The sequence below is a fragment of the Flavobacterium inviolabile genome, assembly GCF_013389455.1.
Classification (GTDB): domain Bacteria; phylum Bacteroidota; class Bacteroidia; order Flavobacteriales; family Flavobacteriaceae; genus Flavobacterium; species Flavobacterium inviolabile.
In genome coordinates, this window is the sequence record NZ_CP058278.1 from 1,910,317 (window position 1) to 1,927,668 (window position 17,352).

Below are 17,352 nucleotides of genomic sequence, written 5' to 3' on the forward strand. Positions count from 1 at the left end.
ATTAGATATTTATTATTATGAAAAAAATAGTCCTCATTGGCTATATGGGTTCCGGCAAGTCAACAATAGGTAAAATATTATCAGAAAAAATAGCAATACCGGCTTTTGATCTGGATAAAATTATTGAAGAAAAGACAAAAAAGACCATTCCGGAATTGTTTTCGGAGATTGGAGAAGTCAGATTTCGCAAGATCGAGCACGAAACACTCCGGAAATTTATAACAGAAAAGGATGACTATATATTAAGTCTGGGTGGTGGTGCTCCCTGTTATGCCAATAACCATGAATTTTTACAGCTGGAAGGTATCGTATCGGTATACTTAAAAGCATCCGTCAAGGAGTTAATGCAGCGACTGGAAAATGAAAAGGCGGGCAGACCTTTGCTGGCTTCGTTAAAAGAAACCGAAATAGAAGAATTTATAGCCAAACATTTGTTTGACCGAAGCTATTTTTACCACCAGGCCAAACATGTGATTGCCGTTGATGGTAAAAAGCCGGATCATATTGTTTCGGAAATTGAAAGCCTGTTAACTTAAATAGGCGTATTCCTCTGTTTCTTCAAAAACAACCTGGATGTGCTCTAATAGTGAAGTCGACAAGGAGAGGCCTTTAAAATCGGCTTTAACGGGATATTTTTTATGGTTCCGGTCTACCAGTACCGCGGTTTTGAATTTTTTCAGCGGAACGTCAAGAAAATGCTTTACACCATAGATCAAAGTGGTGCCGGAACTAAGCACGTCATCAATCAGTACCAAACCTTTATTTTCGTACTGCTCCGGGCTTAGTGAGGTAGTGATTTTTTCCTGAGGTTTGGTTTTGTTGATTTTTACTTCGCATAAAATAACCTTCAAATCGGAAATCTGTTCCAGTTCTTTCGCAATTTTCTGAGCGAAAATATACCCGTTGGAAGCGATCCCCGCTAAAACAACTTCGTTTTCATCTACAAAAGTTTCGTAGATCTGAAAAGCAATTCGTTTGGTTTTATGGTTGATTTCCTGCTGGGTTAAGATAATATTTTTCATTGTTTTTGTGTTGTTGTTATTTTTTTTCAAAGATAAAGAAGAACTCTTTTTCTTGTCTTGGTTTTATGGAATTATAAGCTCTTTCAAGTGTTTTTATCGAAAATATGTCTGAAAAAAGGCTTAAATATGCTTCTTTGCTGCCGCCAAACGGAGGTCCGGCTTCGGTGAGCGGGAAATCAAACAGCAGTCCGGCGATTTTTCCGTTAGGGTTTAGTAATTGTGCCATTTTGGAAACATAATTTTTGCGAAGCTCCGGTGACAGTGCGCAGAAAAAAGTCTGCTCCAGGATCAGATCGAAGTGTTCCTCCAGCTCAAAAAAATCACCCTGAATCAACTGGGATCCGGGAAACAGCGGATTTCTTTTTTTGATGTTCTGTAACGGCGAAGCGGCCAGATCTATAACAAATACATTCTGGAACCCTTTTGAAAACAGGTAATCCAGCTCGTGTGCATTTCCGGCACCGGGTATTAAGATCTTCAGTGTCTTATCGTCAATCTGGTCAATATAATCCTTCAGCGGGGTGGTAATTGAACCGGCATCCCATCCGGTTTCATTGTTCAGATAGCGGTCTTCCCAGTAATTTTTATTCAGTTTCAGTATCATCTTCGTCGGCATCTAAGGTATAATCGTCAATGTCCCGTCTGTCTTTTTTAGTAGGACGGCCTGTTCCTCTGGCGCGGTAATGCTCCTTGGAAAGCCTTAGTAATTCCAGATGTTCAAAAGACTCTAAAGGCGTTTCGTCTTTTCGGTATATGTCAACCAGTTTGGCGCCCACTCTGCTTTCGGGAACATCCAGAACGGTCAGTATGTAGTTAATCTGATCTTTTCGTAATGTAATTTTATCTGTAGCAAAAACTTCCCTGGAAGGCTTTGCTGTTTGTCCATTTACAGTGATGTGCCCCTTTTTACAAGCTTCTGTTGCAATGTTTCTTGTTTTATAGTAGCGTACACACCATAAATATTTATCCACTCTCATATGAAAATTCAAAATTCAATGTTAATATTAAAACAAAAATAAATGAAAATTGTATCTTGCACCGTTAAATTTTATTAATAATGAATAGATTATTTAAGATAGTAGGGAGCTTAGTCCTTATGTTTTCTCTTTTTGCATGTGATGATAAAGGTAGCGGTGGTGCTGAAATCCGGGATTATTCTGAGCAATTTGCCGCTGATAATACAGCCATTGAAAATTATTTGAAAACACATTACCTGGAAGTTACTCATAATGCACATGGAGATGTTGAGGATATGACAATCACAGCGATTCCTGCCGGAGGAAGTCAGGTTTCTATCTGGGATCAGACAACCTATCCGTTATTGAATAAAACAGTGAAACTTCACAATATCTTATATAAAGTTTATTATTTAAAAACTGCTGCCGGTACAGGTGATGCCCCTTGTGGTGTAGATAAACTGTACACTTCCTACAGAGGAACGCTGTTAACGGGATACCAGTTTGATTATGCTCCGAATGCTACCGAAATCAGCCTTGTGGGAGCGATAAAAGGATGGGAGTTTATTTTTCCGGAATTCAGAAGAGGAGTTACAGTAGAAAATGTAAACGAAGCGGGAGTGCCTGACGGAACATTGCGTCATGAAGATTACGGAGCAGGAGTAATGTTCCTGCCTTCAGGATTAGGTTATTATAGCCAATATGTAGGAAGTATTCCGGAATATTCACCGTTGGTGTTTACGTTTAAATTATACGATATACAATTTTTAGATCAGGATGCCGATGGTGTATTGTCAAGATATGAATATGGTTTTGATGCAAATTACAATCTGATTGATACAGATGGTGACGGTATTGCCGATATTTTTGACGTGGATGATGATAATGATGGCGTACCTACAAAAGAAGAGATCCGTATTCCGGGTACTATTAACCAGTATACCTATGATTTGATCCCGGATTGTAGCGGAAACAACACGAATCCGGCACGATTAAGAAAACATCTGGACGCTACTTGTCACTAAGAGTAAGCCAGTAAAATAAAAAAAGCCCTTCTTGAAGAGGGCTTTTTTTTATGGTAAATACTGCTGTATAAAAAAACCTGTCCATTCGGACAGGCTTTTTTGTATAAAACATATTGATTATTTTCGTGTGATAACCTTTTCAGCAGCTGCAAAAATAGCCTGATTGTTCAACTGGTATTTCTCCATTAACTGATCCGGTGTTCCGCTTTCGCCAAAACTGTCCTTAACGGCTACATATTCCTGTGGTGCAGGATTGTTTAACGATAATGTTCTGGAAACACTTTCGCCTAAACCGCCAAGCATATTGTGCTCTTCAGCAGTAACAACACAACCTGTTTTAGCAACCGATTTAAGAATTGCTTCTTCATCCAGTGGTTTTATCGTGTGGATGTTGATTACCTCGGCAGAAATACCTTTTGCTTCCAAAGCTTCTGCAGCAACCAAAGCTTCCCAAACCAAATGTCCGGTAGCGATAATTGTAACATCAGTACCTTCGTTTAATACGACAGCCTTACCAATTTCGAATGTTCCGTTTTCCGGAGTGAAGTTAGGTACAGACGGTCGGCCGAAACGCAGGTAAACCGGTCCGTGGTGCTCAGCAATAGCTAATGTAGCTGCTTTTGTCTGATTGTAATCACAAGTGTTGATTACCGTCATTCCAGGCAGCATTTTCATCAAACCGATATCTTCAAGGATCTGGTGTGTAGCACCATCTTCTCCTAATGTTAATCCGGCATGCGAAGCACAGATTTTAACGTTTTTATCGGAGTAAGCTACCGACTGACGAATCTGGTCGTAAACCCTTCCGGTAGAAAAGTTAGCGAAAGTTCCGGTAAAAGGAATTTTGCCGCCAATAGTCATTCCCGCTGCAATTCCAATCATGTTAGCTTCTGCAATCCCGATCTGGAAAAAACGTTCCGGATGATTTTTTTTGAAATCATCCATTTTTAATGAACCGATCAGGTCAGCGCAAAGTGCTACTACATTTTCATTTTTTTGACCAAGTTCTGTAAGTCCGGCTCCAAAACCAGAGCGCGTATCTTTATTTCCTGTGTTTGTATATTTTTTCATTTGTTGACGTAATTAAAAGAATTTAAAAATTAGAAAGATCGATTAATAATCTCCTAAAGTTTCCGGATTTTGAGCTAAAGCACTTTCCAATTGTGTATCGTTTGGTGCTTTCCCGTGCCATGCGTGTGTGTGCATCATGAAATCAACACCGTTACCCATTTCGGTATATAGCAATACACAAACTGGTTTTCCTTTTCCGGTTCTTGATTTGGCATCAGTCATACCATTGATGATAGCCTCAAGGTTGTTTCCTTCTTTTATCTCAAGAACATCCCATCCGAAAGCCTCAAATTTGGCTCTTAAATCGCCTAAGGATAAAACTTCTTCTGTTGTTCCGTCAATTTGTTTTCCGTTTAAATCTACGGTAGCAATATAGTTGTCTACTTTTTTAGCAGAAGCATACATCGCCGCTTCCCAGATTTGCCCTTCCTGTAACTCACCGTCACCATGTAAACTGTAAACAATATGGTTGTCACCGTTTAATTTTTTGGTTAGCGCAGCTCCGATGGCAACAGACATTCCTTGTCCTAATGAACCTGAAGCAACACGAATTCCCGGTAACCCTTCATGCGTAGTCGGGTGCCCTTGTAAACGGGAATTGATAAGGCGGAAAGTAGCTAATTCAGCAACAGGGAAATACCCGCTTCTTGCTAATACGCTGTAAAAAACCGGCGAAATGTGACCATTGGACAGGAAGAAAAGATCTTCACCGCTACCATTCATGTCAAAACCTTCTTTGCGGTCCATTAAATGTTGGTAAAGGGCTACTAAAAATTCGGTACAGCCAAGTGAACCTCCAGGGTGTCCTGAATTTACAGCATGAACCATACGAAGAATATCTCTTCTAACCTGAATTGTTAAGTCGTTTAATTGTTGAGTGTTAGGCTTCATTTTTTATGTAAAAGTTAAACTATGGCAAAAATAGTTTTATTTTAAAGATGTACCAACTCTTTTTGTTTTTTAGTTTCAGATTTAGCACGTAATAATTTCGCTTAATGATAGGAGGAAACGCTTTAAATGTAGTACTTTTAGTAACTTTTTAATTGTATCCCCTTTTCGGTTTAACAGATGAAACGTTTTTTAGATATTTATTTGGATTCGTATCGCGGTTTGTCAAAACCCGCATGGATGCTTGCGCTGGTTATTTTTATCAACAGAAGCGGAGCCATGGTGCTTCCTTTCTTAGGGATTTATATGACGGAAGCTCTGCACTTTTCGCTAAAGGAAGCCGGTACGGTACTAAGCTGTTTTGGTCTGGGAGCGGTAACCGGTTCCTGGTTAGGCGGCTGGCTGACGGATAAAGTAGGACATTTTAAAGTGCAGACGGTAAGCTTATTGCTGTCGGTTCCGATGTTCTGCCTGCTGCCGCTATTTAAAACGGTGGAAACACTGGCGGTAGGAATATTTATATTGAGCGTGATTACCGATTCGTTCCGGCCGGCCAATTCCGTTTCGGTGGCATACTATGCCAAACCGGAAAATATTACCCGTGCTTTTTCGCTCAATCGTATGGCTATTAACCTTGGATTTTCCATAGGTCCTGCTTTGGGCGGCTTGCTGGCAATTATATCCTACAGCTGGCTTTTTTACGGCAATGCGATCGGTGCTGTTTTGGCCGGGCTGTTATTCTTCTTTTATTTCAGAAACAGAAAAGGGAACGAAAACGTATTGAAAAAAGAAGCGGATGCGGCGGCAGAAGCTAAAGAAGTTTCTCCGTACAGGGACAGACAGTTTATCTGGTTCAACATACTAACGGCTCTATATGCAATCTGTTTCTTTCAGTTGCTGAGTACACTGCCTTTGTTTTATAAAGAAGTCCATAAATTAACCGAAGCAGACATCGGGATATTGCTGGCCTATAGCGGTTTTGTGGTCTTTGCGCTGGAAATGCTGCTGGTGCATATTGCCGAACGTAAAATGACATCGGCACAGGTAATCATTTTAGGAACGATTTTATGCGGCTTGTCGTTTATAATGCTGGTACTGCCGGGTAAATACCTGGTATTGTATGTGTCCATGTTTGTTTTGTGTATCTCGGAAATCCTGGTAATGCCGTTTGTGGCTACCGTGACGGTTCAGCGTTCCGGAGCAACAAACAGAGGCGCTTATATGGGATTTGGCGCCCTGGCCTATTCTGCGGCCCATATCGTATCGCCTTATTTGGGAACCCGTGTAGCCGATTTTTACGGATTTGATACGCTGTGGATCGGAACCGGAGTACTGACTGTTTTTATTGCCTTTGGATTTTACGTTATAATGAAGAAAATGTAAGTAAAACAATTGCTTATTATTATTTCGGCGGATTTGTTTAAAAAGAATATTAAATAAAGACGCAATCGTTAATATTTTCTAAGGAACTCCCAATCGAATAGTTGAATTCGATTATCTTTGCCGATTGTAAAAAGTAAGTATGAAGTTCGATTTATTACACAAAGACCCGTTGTCAAAAGCCAGAGCGGGAAGTATAACTACAGATCACGGTGTTATTGAAACACCAATATTTATGCCTGTCGGAACAGTTGCTTCCGTTAAAGGAGTGCATCAGCGAGAATTAAAAAACGATATTAATCCCGATATTATTTTAGGAAATACCTATCATTTGTATTTGCGCCCACAAACCGAAATATTGGAAAAAGCGGGTGGATTGCACAAATTCATGAACTGGGACCGGAATATATTAACGGATAGCGGCGGTTATCAGGTATATTCCCTTTCTTCCAATAGAAAAATTAAAGAAGAAGGTGTAAAATTCAAATCGCACATTGACGGATCCTATCATTTTTTCTCACCGGAAAATGTGATGGAAATCCAGCGTACCATCGGAGCTGATATTATCATGGCATTCGATGAATGTACGCCATACCCTTGTGATTACCGGTATGCAAAACGTTCGATGCACATGACCCACCGTTGGTTGGACAGATGTATTGCACATTTGGATAAATTACCGTTTAAATACGGATACGAACAAACATTTTTCCCGATTGTACAGGGAAGTACCTATAAAGACCTGCGTCAGCAGTCGGCAGAATACATTGCCGGTGTAGGAGCGCAGGGTAATGCCATCGGAGGACTTTCTGTAGGGGAGCCTGCAGAAGAAATGTATGCGATGACAGAAGTGGTTACGGCCATTTTACCGGAAGACAAACCGCGTTATTTAATGGGAGTGGGAACACCGGTTAACATCCTTGAAAATATAGCATTGGGAATTGACATGTTCGATTGTGTGATGCCAACGCGTAATGCCCGTAACGGAATGTTATTTACAGCTAACGGTACAATTAACATTAAAAATAAAAAATGGGAAGACGATTTTTCCCCAATTGACGAAATGGGAATTACTTTTGTAGATACCGAATACTCAAAAGCCTATTTACGCCATTTATTTGCTGCTAACGAATACTTAGGGAAGCAAATCGCAACCATTCATAACTTAGGGTTTTATATGTGGCTGGTTCGCGAAGCCAGACAGCATATTTTAGCAGGTGATTTTTATGCATGGAAGGAAAAAATGGTAAAACAGATGAGCCAACGTTTATAATGCTAACAATTAATTTTCTATTCTAACTTGCGAATGAACATAATCGATAAATATATCCTAAAACGGTATTTAGCAACCTTCTCGGTCATGTTATTAATGTTTATTCCTATAGGAATCGTTATTGACGTCTCGGAGAAGATCAATAAAATGCTTGCTAATAAAGTACCTTTAGTAGCCATTTTAAAGTACTATTACGATTTTACAATATATTTTGCCAATTTACTTTTCCCGATATTCCTGTTCCTTTCCGTAATATGGTTTACCTCGAAACTGGCAAATAACACCGAGATCATTGCGATTTTAAGTTCCGGAATTTCGTTTAGCCGTTTTTTACGGCCGTACATTATCGGGGCAACGTTAGTATCGCTGTTTTCATTGGTTATGGGATTCTTTCTGGTGCCCAAGGCAAGTCAGGGATTTAACGATTTCCGTTACAATTACCTGTCCAGTAATCCAACCGTCAGGGAAAACCAGGATGTTTACCGGCAGATTAGTAAAGACGAATTTATCTATGTGAGTAATTTTAACTACGAATCCAAGATAGCGTTCAACTTTACCCTTGAAAAATTTAAAGGCGATCAGTTAGAATATAAAATCAATGCCAGCCGTATAAAATGGAATCCTGCCGACAGTACGTACACCTTATTCAATTACAGCAAGCGTACCATTGGAGAACTGGATGATAAAATTGAAAAACAGGAACAAAAGGACATGATTCTGGATTTTGACCTGGAAGATTTAACACCGGTTGTTTATGTTGCAGAAACCATGACCTTAGGAGAACTGAACCGGTTTATCGAAAAGGAAAAACAACGTGGTTCCCCCAATATCAACACCTATCTGGTTGTCAAATATAAAAAATACAGTATCCCTGTTTCGGCATTTATCCTGACCATTATTGCCGTTTCGGTTTCTTCCATGAAGCGAAGAGGAGGAATGGGTGTAAACTTAGCCCTGGGAATTGCGATAGCCTTTACCTTTATTTTCTTTGACAAGATTTTTGGAACACTGGCCGAAAAATCCAGCGTACCGCCTTTAGTGGCCGTATGGTTCTCTAATTTTGTTTTTGGAATTTTAGCGATTTACCTACTTAGAAATGCCAAACGATAATATTAAAAGTTACTTAAACCTCCATCTAATTGTTTTTATATGGGGGTTTACCGCTATTTTAGGCGGATTGATTTCCCTGGAAGCCCTGCCTTTGGTGTGGTATCGCATGATGGTAGCGGTATTTCTGGTATTACTTTACCTGTTATACCGAAAAAGACCGATAGCCGTTTCCGGGACTACGCTCGTGAAATTCCTTTTGGGCGGATTGGTCATTGCGCTGCACTGGCTGACCTTCTTTATGGCAATTAAAGTTTCCAACATTTCCGTAACATTAGCCTGTCTGTCTACCGGCGCTTTCTTTGCCTCATTTCTGGAACCCATTTTTTATGGAAGAAAAATGATCTGGTATGAAGTGCTTTTCGGCCTGATAGTCGTGTTGGGATTGGGAATCATCTTTAATGTGGAAGGCGACCATGTTAACGGAATAATCTTAGCGCTGACCTCGGCATTTTTATCGGCACTTTTTTCAGTGATCAACGGGAAGTTTGCCCAAAAACATGACGCAGGAGTCATCACTTTTTATGAACTGCTGGGCGGTGTCGGATTTCTGACGGTTTATATGCTGGTATCCGGATATTTTACCCGGGAATTCTTTGTACTGAGCTTATCCGATTGTATCTGGCTGCTGGTTTTAGGATCAGTTTGTACAGCCTATGCCTTTTTAGCCTCAGTGAAAGTCATGAAATATTTAAGCCCGTATACCGTAATGCTGACGATTAATCTGGAGCCTATTTACGGAATTATATTAGCCGTTTTGGTTTTCCGGGAAAAAGAAAAAATGAGCCCTTCTTTTTATGTGGGAGCGGCCATAATACTGCTTACGGTTCTGCTAAACGGAATCGCCAAGAACTATAAAAAAATAAAAACAAATTAATAAATTGTTACTACAATATAAAATGATAATTTATCTTTGTAGCTCAAACTAAACCCAAAAAGGTACTAAAAAATGGAATATTTAGATTTTGAACTTCCTATTAAAGAACTTGAAGATCAGTTAGATAAATGTCAGATAATCGGGCTGGAATCGGATGTTGATGTTTCTAATACGTGCAAACAAATTGAGAAAAAATTAGAAGAAACCAAGAGAAATATATATAAAAATCTAACGGCATGGCAACGTGTTCAGCTTTCGAGACATCCAAGCAGACCGTACACGATGGACCATGTCAGAGCCCTTTGCGGGGATACTTTCCTGGAACTTTTTGGAGACAGAGGCGTTAAGGACGACAAAGCAATGATTGGCGGACTTGGTAAAATTGGCGGACAGTCGTTCATGATTGTCGGACAACAAAAAGGATACAATACGAAAACCAGACAATTCCGTAACTTCGGAATGGCAAATCCGGAAGGATATAGAAAAGCACTTCGTTTAATGAAAATGGCCGAAAAATTCGGAATCCCTGTAGTTACATTAGTAGATACTCCGGGAGCATATCCGGGATTGGAAGCAGAAGAAAGAGGACAAGGGGAAGCTATTGCCAGAAACATCTTCGAAATGATTCGTCTGAAAGTGCCTATCATCACGGTTATCGTTGGTGAAGGAGCTTCAGGTGGAGCTTTGGGAATTGGTGTTGGTGATAAAGTTTACATGTTGGAAAATACCTGGTATTCTGTAATTTCTCCGGAATCGTGTTCTTCTATTTTATGGAGAAGCTGGGAATACAAAGAGCAGGCTGCCGAAGCGTTGAAATTAACTTCTTTCGATATGAAAAAACAAAAGTTAATTGACGATATTATCCCGGAACCGCTTGGTGGTGCTCATTACGACAGAGAAACGACTTTCAGAACCGTTGAACAATATATCACCAAAGGATATAACGAGTTGAAAGACTTATCAACAGAAGAATTAGTGGCTCAGCGTATGGAAAAATACAGTAGAATGGGTGAGTATAAAGAATAATCGAAATTACCTTACAAATCATAACATCCGGAGCCTTACAGCTTCGGATTTTTTTTAACTATTAACATTTTTTGAGAGGTTATGAACAGCACAAGACTAACAACTCAAAATATATTCACCTAAAAATTGGCTACCTTAGCAATATGGAAAACCTCAAAAATGTAAACCCAAACAGAGTAGATAAAACTACTATTATTAATCTGGAAAAAGGCAAATTACCACCTCAGGCATTAGACCTTGAAGAGGCGGTTCTGGGTGCCATGATGATTGATAAAAAAGGAGTGGATGAGGTTATCGATATTTTACAACCCGATGCTTTTTACAAAGATGCCCACAAGCATATCTTTGAAGCCATTGTAGAACTTTTTAACGATACACAGCCGATTGACCTTCTGACCGTTTCCGCACAGCTGCGAAAAAACGGGAAGTTAGAATTAGCCGGAGGCGATTTTTACCTGATTCAGCTGACTCAGAAAATATCATCTTCCGCACACATTGAGTTTCACTCAAGAATTATATTGCAGAAATACATTCAGCGAAGCCTTATCAAAATTTCAAATGAAATTATTGAAGAATCGTATGATGAAACGACCGATGTATTCGACTTGTTGGACAAAGCCGAATCCAAACTGTATGAAGTAACGCAGGGAAACATTAAAAGAAGTTCCGAAACGGCACAAAGTTTAGTGATCCAGGCAAAAAAACGTATTGAAGAAATTGCCAATAAAGAAGGATTGAGCGGAATCCCTACCGGTTTCCACGATCTGGATAAACTTACTTCCGGTTGGCAGCCTTCCGATTTAATTATTATCGCAGCACGTCCGGGTATGGGTAAAACCGCATTCGTACTTTCAATGGCAAGAAATATGGCTATCGATGCCGGAGCACCGGTTGCTTTGTTCTCGCTGGAGATGTCATCCGTACAGCTGATCACCCGTTTGATCTCTTCCGAAACCGGTTTGTCTTCTGAAAAACTGCGTACCGGAAAACTGGAAAAACACGAATGGGAACAACTTTCCATTAAAGTAAAAGACCTCGAAAAAGCACCTTTATATATTGACGATACCCCGTCACTGTCCATTTTCGATTTACGTGCAAAAGCCCGTCGTCTGGCTTCCCAGTACGGAATCCGTATGATTGTGATCGATTACCTTCAGTTAATGACGGCCGGCGGTAACGGAAAAGGCGGCGGCGGAAACCGTGAGCAGGAGATTTCCACCATTTCCCGAAACTTAAAAGCCCTGGCAAAAGAGTTAAATGTTCCGGTAATTGCACTGTCACAGCTATCACGTGCGGTGGAAACCCGTGGAGCCAGTAAGCGACCGTTGCTTTCCGACTTACGTGAATCCGGAGCGATTGAGCAGGATGCCGATATCGTATCCTTTATTTACCGCCCGGAATATTATAAAATTGACGAATGGGATGACGAAGAGCGTTCGCCAACACAAGGTCAGGCAGAATTTATCGTAGCCAAACACCGTAACGGTGGATTGGATAACATTCGTCTGAAATTTATCGGAAATCTGGGTAAATTTGACAACCTGGACGATTTCGGTTCTCCTTTTGACGAATTGCCATCCCGAATGAATATGGACGATAATCCTTTCATCACCAAAAACCTGCCATCGGCTAATGAAGCTTTCGGAAGCAACATGAACAGTTTTGACGACGACAGCGATGTTCCGTTCTAAAAAATAAAATTAAGCCTGCATCTGTAGGCTTTTTTTATGAGTTTTTATTTTTGAAATCACTTATCTTTGAAAATAAATCAATTGTAATGCATCTCAAAAAGTCCGTTTATATATTCTTAGTATTCCTGTTTTCAATTTCGGCAAAAGCAGCATTTATACTGCTGCCGATGGAAGCCGAAGTGCAGCAAAACCATTTAAAAGCCTATGGAATTACCTATTGGGCACTGGATAAGCAGTATAAAGTGAGCTGGCTGCTAAATTACAGGGGCGGTTCTTTTCTGTTGCCGGATGCGGCCGAGATTCGTAAAGAATGCCAGATCCGCGGGGTAACTTTTGAAATACTGTCCGACAATCAGGCAAACGGAATCCTGAATGAAATTAGTTCCCCTTCACAAAATATGGAAACGGTTGTGCTGGAAAAAGCACCAAAAATTGCCGTATATACACCCAAAGGGAAAAAACCATGGGATGATGCGGTGACACTGGTTTTAACCTATGCCGAAATTCCGTTTACGGCAATCTATGATGAAGAAGTACTAAGCGATGCCCTTTTACTATACGATTGGCTGCATTTGCACCACGAAGATTTCACCGGGCAATATGGGAAATTCTTCGGAGCCTACCGGAATGCACCCTGGTATATTGAACAAAAAAGAGAAGCGGAAGCTTTGGCAACCAAGTTGGGATTTAGCAAAGTATCACAGGAAAAACTGGCTGTAGCCGCTAAGATCCGAAACTTTGTAATTGGCGGTGGTTTTATGTTTGCCATGTGTTCTGCAACAGACAGCTTTGATATTGCCCTTGCTGCCGAAGGAGTGGACATCTGTGAACCGATGTTTGACGGCGATGACAGTGAGGCAAACTATCAGGCGCGGATTGACTACAATAAAAGCTTTGCATTCAAGGACTTTATCCTGGAAAGAAACCCGCTTGTTTATGAATTTTCAGATATTGATATGTCGCGAAAGCGAAAAGTATTGCCCGATAATGATTATTTCACGCTGATGGAATATTCGGCAAAATGGGATCCCATCCCGAGTATGCTTTGCCAGAACCATACCCAGCTGGTGAAAGGTTTTATGGGACAGACCACCGCTTTTGACAGCGAGCGGATCAAATCGAATATCCTGGTTATGGGAGAGAACAAGTTTAATGGCGAAGCCCGTTATATACACGGTACCAAAGGCAAAGGAATGTTCACATTTTACGGCGGGCATGATCCGGAAGATTACGAGCATCGGGTAGGCGATGCGCCAACGGTTTTGGACCTGCATCCCAATTCTCCCGGGTACCGTTTAATCTTAAACAATGTATTATTTCCGGCAGCCAGAAAGAAAAAACTCAAAACATAAAATTCTGATCACAATTTCAAAAAAGCATAATAGTTACTATTATGCTTTTTTTATGAAATGCATATTTTTTATATTCGTATTTTTTTAAAAGTTACATTTTGTTCATTTTAGCACAACAAAAGCATAACATAATGTGATAAAATGCGATTTTTTTTAAGGAAAAATGCCAAAATAAAAATTAATAGTATTATTTTTACATAAGATATGTAACTTATAATTTATTACTTATGGCAGAAAATACGATTAGTTTAGCAACGGCTCAGGACTGGGCTGCAAGATGGAAAAACAAAGAAGGAAGCTACAACAGGCACCATGAATTAAAAGCTTTCTGGGTTCCCGGAGTAGATTTTACTCAGGTAATGAAAGAAGCTGGTGCGCAAAATGTCAGAGCTTATCTGGGAGTTGATGAAAGCAATGTGGAAAAATTAATGATTGTAGGTGTTGATGCTGACGGAAATGATATGATCGACGAAAGCAAAGGACAATATATCTATGATTTTTCAGAACCGTGTCCGAGTACTTGTAATAAAAAAGCACCTTTTATTAGTGGTGGTGAATAAAAAATTATCCTTTTGATTAATTATATTATCTATTTAGGGTATGTATTTTCAGGGATCAATTTGATTCTGTATTTAAAGAGATGCAGAAAAGAAGACAAGGCCTTCAGAATATTTACCCTTTATTTATTTGTTATCGCATTAATACAGTTTTTTACAAGCCTTTTAAAGAATAAAGGAATCAATAACCTGTTCCTTTCCCATTTTTACTTTGTATTGCAGCTGATCTTGTTAAGTTTTTTTTACCTGACAATTTTAGAAATGAAAATACAGCGAAGGATTGTGCGAACCTGTTTAATGGGATGCCTGTTTGTTTTAGGAGTCCAGTACTTATCGGATAAACAACTGTTTTTAAAATTCAACCTGTTTGAAATTTTTATAACATCCTATCTGTTAATACTGTATTCAATGTTTCACTTTTACAATCTTTTAAACAAGGAAAAAAATTACTATTATATCAACACAGGGATATTGATTTACCTTTTCGGAAGTACGGTTTTGTTTATTTCAGGAAACCTGATCAACACGCTGAAACTCGAATCCCGGAATATTGTCTGGTTGTTAAATGCCTTCCTGATAGTGGTATACCAGTTGTTTATTTTCATAGAATGGCGAAAAAGAGCCCGTCGTAATACTGAAGACTATGAATGATTTGAACGCACATGATTTAGAAATAATATCGGCTGTAATCTACACTTTTATAGCCTTTGTTTTAATGATTGTTGCCGTACTGATTTTTGTCTATTATTCCCGGAAGAAAATTGTTCAGAAGGAATTGGAAAAAAAAGACCTTGAAATTGACTATCAGAAGAAACTCCTGCAGGCTACCATCCTCACACAGGAAAAAGAAAGAGAAAGAATAGCGCAGGATTTGCATGACGATATCAGTTCAAAATTAAATATCATTTCTTTGAACAGCCATTTATTAACGGCTTCCGATCTTTCCGGTGAAGAAGTCAAAGAAATAACAACCGGTATCATTACAATTACCGCTAAGGTTCTGGAAAGTTCCCGGACAATAGCACACAATTTATTGCCGCCAATACTGGACAAGTTCGGACTGCATGCCGCTATTGAAGAATTGTGCCAGCAGTACAATAACTGTGAAGTACACATTAACTATCACAACGTACACAGGCAGCAAATTTTCGAAGAAATTAAGCATGAAAACCAACTGCACATCTTCAGGATTTTGCAGGAATTGATTAATAACTCATTACGGCATGGAAAAGCAACCGTTATCGACATCCGTTTTGACAAAGATTTTGGCGGGCGGTATTGTATTTATACCGACAATGGAAATGGTTTTGATACTAAAGTTATAAAGAAACAACCCGGACTTGGTATGAAAAATATTGAAAGCAGAGTTACGATGTTGAATGGACAACTCAATATTGAGAGTGAGATTAATAAGGGAATAAATGTGACTTTTAATTTTTAAAAATTAATCTGATGTCAGATACAATTAAAATTGTTTTAGCCGATGACGAAGCGCTTTTCAGAAAAGGAGTGGCTTTTATTTTACAGCGGGAAAGAAACTTTGAAATACTTTTTGAAGCCTCTAACGGAAGTGAATTGATCGATTATCTGGATGAGAATAAAGGCAATCTTCCGGATGTTATTTTAATGGACCTGAAAATGCCGCTGATAAGCGGAGTGGAAGCAACGAAAATAATCCATAAAGTTTTCCCCGACATTAAAATTATTGCCTTAACAAGCTACAATACCAAACCTTTTATTGCGAATATGATTCAGGTGGGTGCCTCTTCTTATTTAGTGAAGAATGCAACACCAAAAGAAATGCTCTTTACCATCAACGAGGTAATCAGCAAGGGATTTTATTATAATGATTTTGTAATGCAGGTAGTAAACGAAAGCATGATTGAATCTCAGAAAAAAGCAAAAAGTAACTTCGACGATGATTATTTGACCAATCGGGAGAAAGAAGTATTACAGTTAATCTGTGGACAGTTAAGTACCAATGAAATTGCGGAAAAACTGTTTATCAGTCCACGAACTGTGGAAGGACACCGGAACAACCTGTTGTTAAAAACAGACTCCAAAAACGTGGCTGGTCTGGTGGTTTATGCGATCCAGAACAGAATTATCAGCCTGGACAGTCTTTCCTTACAATAGAAACAGATAATTTCTGTTCTTGAAGACCAAAAAAGTATAATTTTGTGGCTTAATAATACCTCATTCGATCCGAATATATGAATTATACAGCCATCTTGCAGGAAATATACCAACAAATCAGCAGATTACCGGTTACCGGAACGGTCGCAGCCACTATTCCCGAACTGGCAAAAGTAGATCCCGGTAAATTTGGCATTCACCTGACAACAATTGATGGCGAGGATTACGGCATTGGCGATAGCGAAGAAAAATTTTCGATACAGAGTGTTTCCAAAGCACTCACTGTGGCCTTGGCTTTTGCCTCATTGGGCGAGCGAATGTGGGAGCGCGTTGGTGTGGAACCTTCCGGAAATCCGTTTAATTCCTTAGTACAGCTGGAATATGAAAAAGGAATACCCAGAAACCCTTTTATCAATGCCGGAGCGATCGTTATTGCTGATATGCTGGTTTCCCAATTAAAAAATCCGAAACAGGACTTCCTGGAATTCGTCCGGACCATATCCGGAAGCCCCAATATAAATTATAACAGCAAAGTAGCCGAATCGGAAAAACAAACCGGTTTTCGGAATGCCGCTTTGGCAAACTTTATCAAATCATTCGGAAACATTGAAAATGATGTGGAAGAAGTTTTGGATTTTTACTTTTTTCAATGCGCCATTGAAATGACCTGTAAAGAACTGGCGCACTCTTTTTTCTTTTTTGCCAATGAAGGAATGACACGATCCGGCAGGCAGATCTTAACCCAGAGTCAGGTAAAAAGACTAAATGCACTAATGCAGATGTGTGGTTTTTATGATGAATCCGGTGAGTTTACCTATAAAGTAGGTTTGCCCGGAAAAAGCGGTATTGGCGGCGGTATAGCAGCCTTATATCCTAAAAACTTTACCGTGACCACCTGGAGCCCGGGATTAAACGAAAAAGGAAATTCCGAATTGGGAATGAATGCGCTGGAATTACTGACAACCAAAACCGGGATGTCTATATTTTAGCA

Annotated in this window: 19 protein-coding genes; 14 read left to right on the plus strand and 5 right to left on the minus strand. The window is 39.6% G+C overall.

The genetic code is table 11. From position 1 onward, the window contains the following. Window positions 1–17 precede the first annotated feature (17 nt). Window positions 18–536 (plus strand): shikimate kinase, encoded by a 519-nt coding sequence (locus tag HW120_RS08485; protein ID WP_177733162.1) that lies wholly within the window; start codon window positions 18–20, stop codon window positions 534–536. Here the strand turns inward: HW120_RS08485 and HW120_RS08490 are convergent. From HW120_RS08490 to HW120_RS08500, 3 genes are read right to left on the minus strand one after another with little or no spacing between them, the layout of a single operon-like run. After that, complete coding sequence (locus HW120_RS08490) at window positions 528–1,022, minus strand: phosphoribosyltransferase family protein (protein WP_177733164.1); 495 nt, start codon at window positions 1,020–1,022, stop codon at window positions 528–530. The two genes, HW120_RS08485 and HW120_RS08490, sit on opposite strands and share 9 nt — an antisense overlap. Before the next feature lie 16 nt (window positions 1,023–1,038). Beyond that, complete coding sequence (locus tag HW120_RS08495; protein WP_177733165.1) at window positions 1,039–1,626, minus strand: methyltransferase domain-containing protein; 588 nt, start codon at window positions 1,624–1,626, stop codon at window positions 1,039–1,041. Further along, window positions 1,607–1,999 (minus strand): RNA-binding S4 domain-containing protein, encoded by a 393-nt coding sequence (locus HW120_RS08500; RefSeq protein WP_177736268.1) that lies wholly within the window; start codon window positions 1,997–1,999, stop codon window positions 1,607–1,609. Before HW120_RS08500 ends, HW120_RS08495 begins: the two co-directional genes overlap by 20 nt. Before the next feature lie 80 nt (window positions 2,000–2,079). On the opposite strand from HW120_RS08500, the gene HW120_RS08505 reads away from it, so the two are divergent. Then, window positions 2,080–3,003 carry an FKBP-type peptidyl-prolyl cis-trans isomerase gene (locus HW120_RS08505; protein ID WP_177733167.1) on the plus strand — a complete coding sequence of 308 codons (924 nt, stop codon included), beginning with the start codon at window positions 2,080–2,082 and terminating at the stop codon, window positions 3,001–3,003. A gap of 117 nt (window positions 3,004–3,120) precedes the next feature. On the opposite strand, the gene HW120_RS08510 is transcribed toward HW120_RS08505, so the two are convergent. After that, on the minus strand, window positions 3,121–4,074 hold the full coding sequence (locus HW120_RS08510; protein WP_177733169.1) for a transketolase family protein: 954 nt from the start codon (window positions 4,072–4,074) through the stop codon (window positions 3,121–3,123). Between the two features lie 42 nt (window positions 4,075–4,116). Then, window positions 4,117–4,965, minus strand: coding sequence for a transketolase (locus tag HW120_RS08515; RefSeq protein ID WP_177733171.1), 849 nt, complete (start codon window positions 4,963–4,965; stop codon window positions 4,117–4,119). Between the two features lie 177 nt (window positions 4,966–5,142). On the opposite strand from HW120_RS08515, the gene HW120_RS08520 reads away from it, so the two are divergent. From HW120_RS08520 to HW120_RS08575, 12 genes are all read left to right on the plus strand, one after another. Beyond that, a complete protein-coding gene (locus HW120_RS08520; RefSeq protein ID WP_177733173.1) occupies window positions 5,143–6,345 on the plus strand; it encodes an MFS transporter in 1,203 nt (400 codons plus the stop codon). A 139-nt stretch (window positions 6,346–6,484) separates the two neighbouring features. Then, on the plus strand, window positions 6,485–7,615 hold the full coding sequence (gene tgt, locus HW120_RS08525; protein WP_177733175.1) for a tRNA guanosine(34) transglycosylase Tgt: 1,131 nt from the start codon (window positions 6,485–6,487) through the stop codon (window positions 7,613–7,615). A 33-nt stretch (window positions 7,616–7,648) separates the two neighbouring features. Continuing rightward, window positions 7,649–8,725 (plus strand): LptF/LptG family permease, encoded by a 1,077-nt coding sequence (locus HW120_RS08530; RefSeq protein WP_177733177.1) that lies wholly within the window; start codon window positions 7,649–7,651, stop codon window positions 8,723–8,725. Further along, complete coding sequence (locus tag HW120_RS08535; RefSeq protein WP_177733179.1) at window positions 8,712–9,599, plus strand: DMT family transporter; 888 nt, start codon at window positions 8,712–8,714, stop codon at window positions 9,597–9,599. Before HW120_RS08530 ends, HW120_RS08535 begins: the two co-directional genes overlap by 14 nt. 72 nt (window positions 9,600–9,671) lie before the next feature. Continuing rightward, window positions 9,672–10,625: an acetyl-CoA carboxylase carboxyltransferase subunit alpha gene (locus tag HW120_RS08540; RefSeq protein ID WP_177733181.1), complete on the plus strand. Its 954-nt coding sequence runs from the start codon at window positions 9,672–9,674 to the stop codon at window positions 10,623–10,625. Window positions 10,626–10,768: 143 nt separating this feature from the next. Continuing rightward, the gene (dnaB, locus tag HW120_RS08545) at window positions 10,769–12,316 is read left to right on the plus strand and encodes a replicative DNA helicase (RefSeq protein ID WP_177733183.1); all 1,548 of its coding nucleotides are present in this window, start codon (window positions 10,769–10,771) and stop codon (window positions 12,314–12,316) included. Between the two features lie 86 nt (window positions 12,317–12,402). Continuing rightward, window positions 12,403–13,668: an asparagine synthetase B gene (locus HW120_RS08550; RefSeq protein ID WP_177733185.1), complete on the plus strand. Its 1,266-nt coding sequence runs from the start codon at window positions 12,403–12,405 to the stop codon at window positions 13,666–13,668. Window positions 13,669–13,895: 227 nt separating this feature from the next. Continuing rightward, window positions 13,896–14,228, plus strand: coding sequence for a hypothetical protein (locus HW120_RS08555; RefSeq protein ID WP_177733187.1), 333 nt, complete (start codon window positions 13,896–13,898; stop codon window positions 14,226–14,228). Window positions 14,229–14,240: 12 nt separating this feature from the next. Beyond that, window positions 14,241–14,876 carry a hypothetical protein gene (locus tag HW120_RS08560; RefSeq protein WP_177733189.1) on the plus strand — a complete coding sequence of 212 codons (636 nt, stop codon included), beginning with the start codon at window positions 14,241–14,243 and terminating at the stop codon, window positions 14,874–14,876. After that, window positions 14,869–15,666, plus strand: a complete 798-nt coding sequence (locus tag HW120_RS08565; protein ID WP_177733191.1) for a sensor histidine kinase — start codon at window positions 14,869–14,871, stop codon at window positions 15,664–15,666. Before HW120_RS08560 ends, HW120_RS08565 begins: the two co-directional genes overlap by 8 nt. A gap of 11 nt (window positions 15,667–15,677) precedes the next feature. After that, window positions 15,678–16,361 (plus strand): response regulator, encoded by a 684-nt coding sequence (locus HW120_RS08570; RefSeq protein ID WP_177733193.1) that lies wholly within the window; start codon window positions 15,678–15,680, stop codon window positions 16,359–16,361. A 77-nt stretch (window positions 16,362–16,438) separates the two neighbouring features. Continuing rightward, the gene (locus tag HW120_RS08575; protein WP_177733195.1) at window positions 16,439–17,350 is read left to right on the plus strand and encodes a glutaminase; all 912 of its coding nucleotides are present in this window, start codon (window positions 16,439–16,441) and stop codon (window positions 17,348–17,350) included. Window positions 17,351–17,352: the final 2 nt, after the last annotated feature.

Coding starts and splice junctions, on each gene's coding strand:
- HW120_RS08485 (WP_177733162.1), top strand. CDS start 18: ATGAAAAAAATAGTCCTCATTGGCTATATGGGTTCCGGCAAGTCAACA.
- HW120_RS08490 (WP_177733164.1), bottom strand. CDS start 1,022: ATGAAAAATATTATCTTAACCCAGCAGGAAATCAACCATAAAACCAAA.
- HW120_RS08495 (WP_177733165.1), bottom strand. CDS start 1,626: ATGATACTGAAACTGAATAAAAATTACTGGGAAGACCGCTATCTGAAC.
- HW120_RS08500 (WP_177736268.1), bottom strand. CDS start 1,999: ATGAGAGTGGATAAATATTTATGGTGTGTACGCTACTATAAAACAAGA.
- HW120_RS08505 (WP_177733167.1), top strand. CDS start 2,080: ATGAATAGATTATTTAAGATAGTAGGGAGCTTAGTCCTTATGTTTTCT.
- HW120_RS08510 (WP_177733169.1), bottom strand. CDS start 4,074: ATGAAAAAATATACAAACACAGGAAATAAAGATACGCGCTCTGGTTTT.
- HW120_RS08515 (WP_177733171.1), bottom strand. CDS start 4,965: ATGAAGCCTAACACTCAACAATTAAACGACTTAACAATTCAGGTTAGA.
- HW120_RS08520 (WP_177733173.1), top strand. CDS start 5,143: ATGAAACGTTTTTTAGATATTTATTTGGATTCGTATCGCGGTTTGTCA.
- tgt (WP_177733175.1), top strand. CDS start 6,485: ATGAAGTTCGATTTATTACACAAAGACCCGTTGTCAAAAGCCAGAGCG.
- HW120_RS08530 (WP_177733177.1), top strand. CDS start 7,649: ATGAACATAATCGATAAATATATCCTAAAACGGTATTTAGCAACCTTC.
- HW120_RS08535 (WP_177733179.1), top strand. CDS start 8,712: ATGCCAAACGATAATATTAAAAGTTACTTAAACCTCCATCTAATTGTT.
- HW120_RS08540 (WP_177733181.1), top strand. CDS start 9,672: ATGGAATATTTAGATTTTGAACTTCCTATTAAAGAACTTGAAGATCAG.
- dnaB (WP_177733183.1), top strand. CDS start 10,769: ATGGAAAACCTCAAAAATGTAAACCCAAACAGAGTAGATAAAACTACT.
- HW120_RS08550 (WP_177733185.1), top strand. CDS start 12,403: ATGCATCTCAAAAAGTCCGTTTATATATTCTTAGTATTCCTGTTTTCA.
- HW120_RS08555 (WP_177733187.1), top strand. CDS start 13,896: ATGGCAGAAAATACGATTAGTTTAGCAACGGCTCAGGACTGGGCTGCA.
- HW120_RS08565 (WP_177733191.1), top strand. CDS start 14,869: ATGAATGATTTGAACGCACATGATTTAGAAATAATATCGGCTGTAATC.
- HW120_RS08570 (WP_177733193.1), top strand. CDS start 15,678: ATGTCAGATACAATTAAAATTGTTTTAGCCGATGACGAAGCGCTTTTC.
- HW120_RS08575 (WP_177733195.1), top strand. CDS start 16,439: ATGAATTATACAGCCATCTTGCAGGAAATATACCAACAAATCAGCAGA.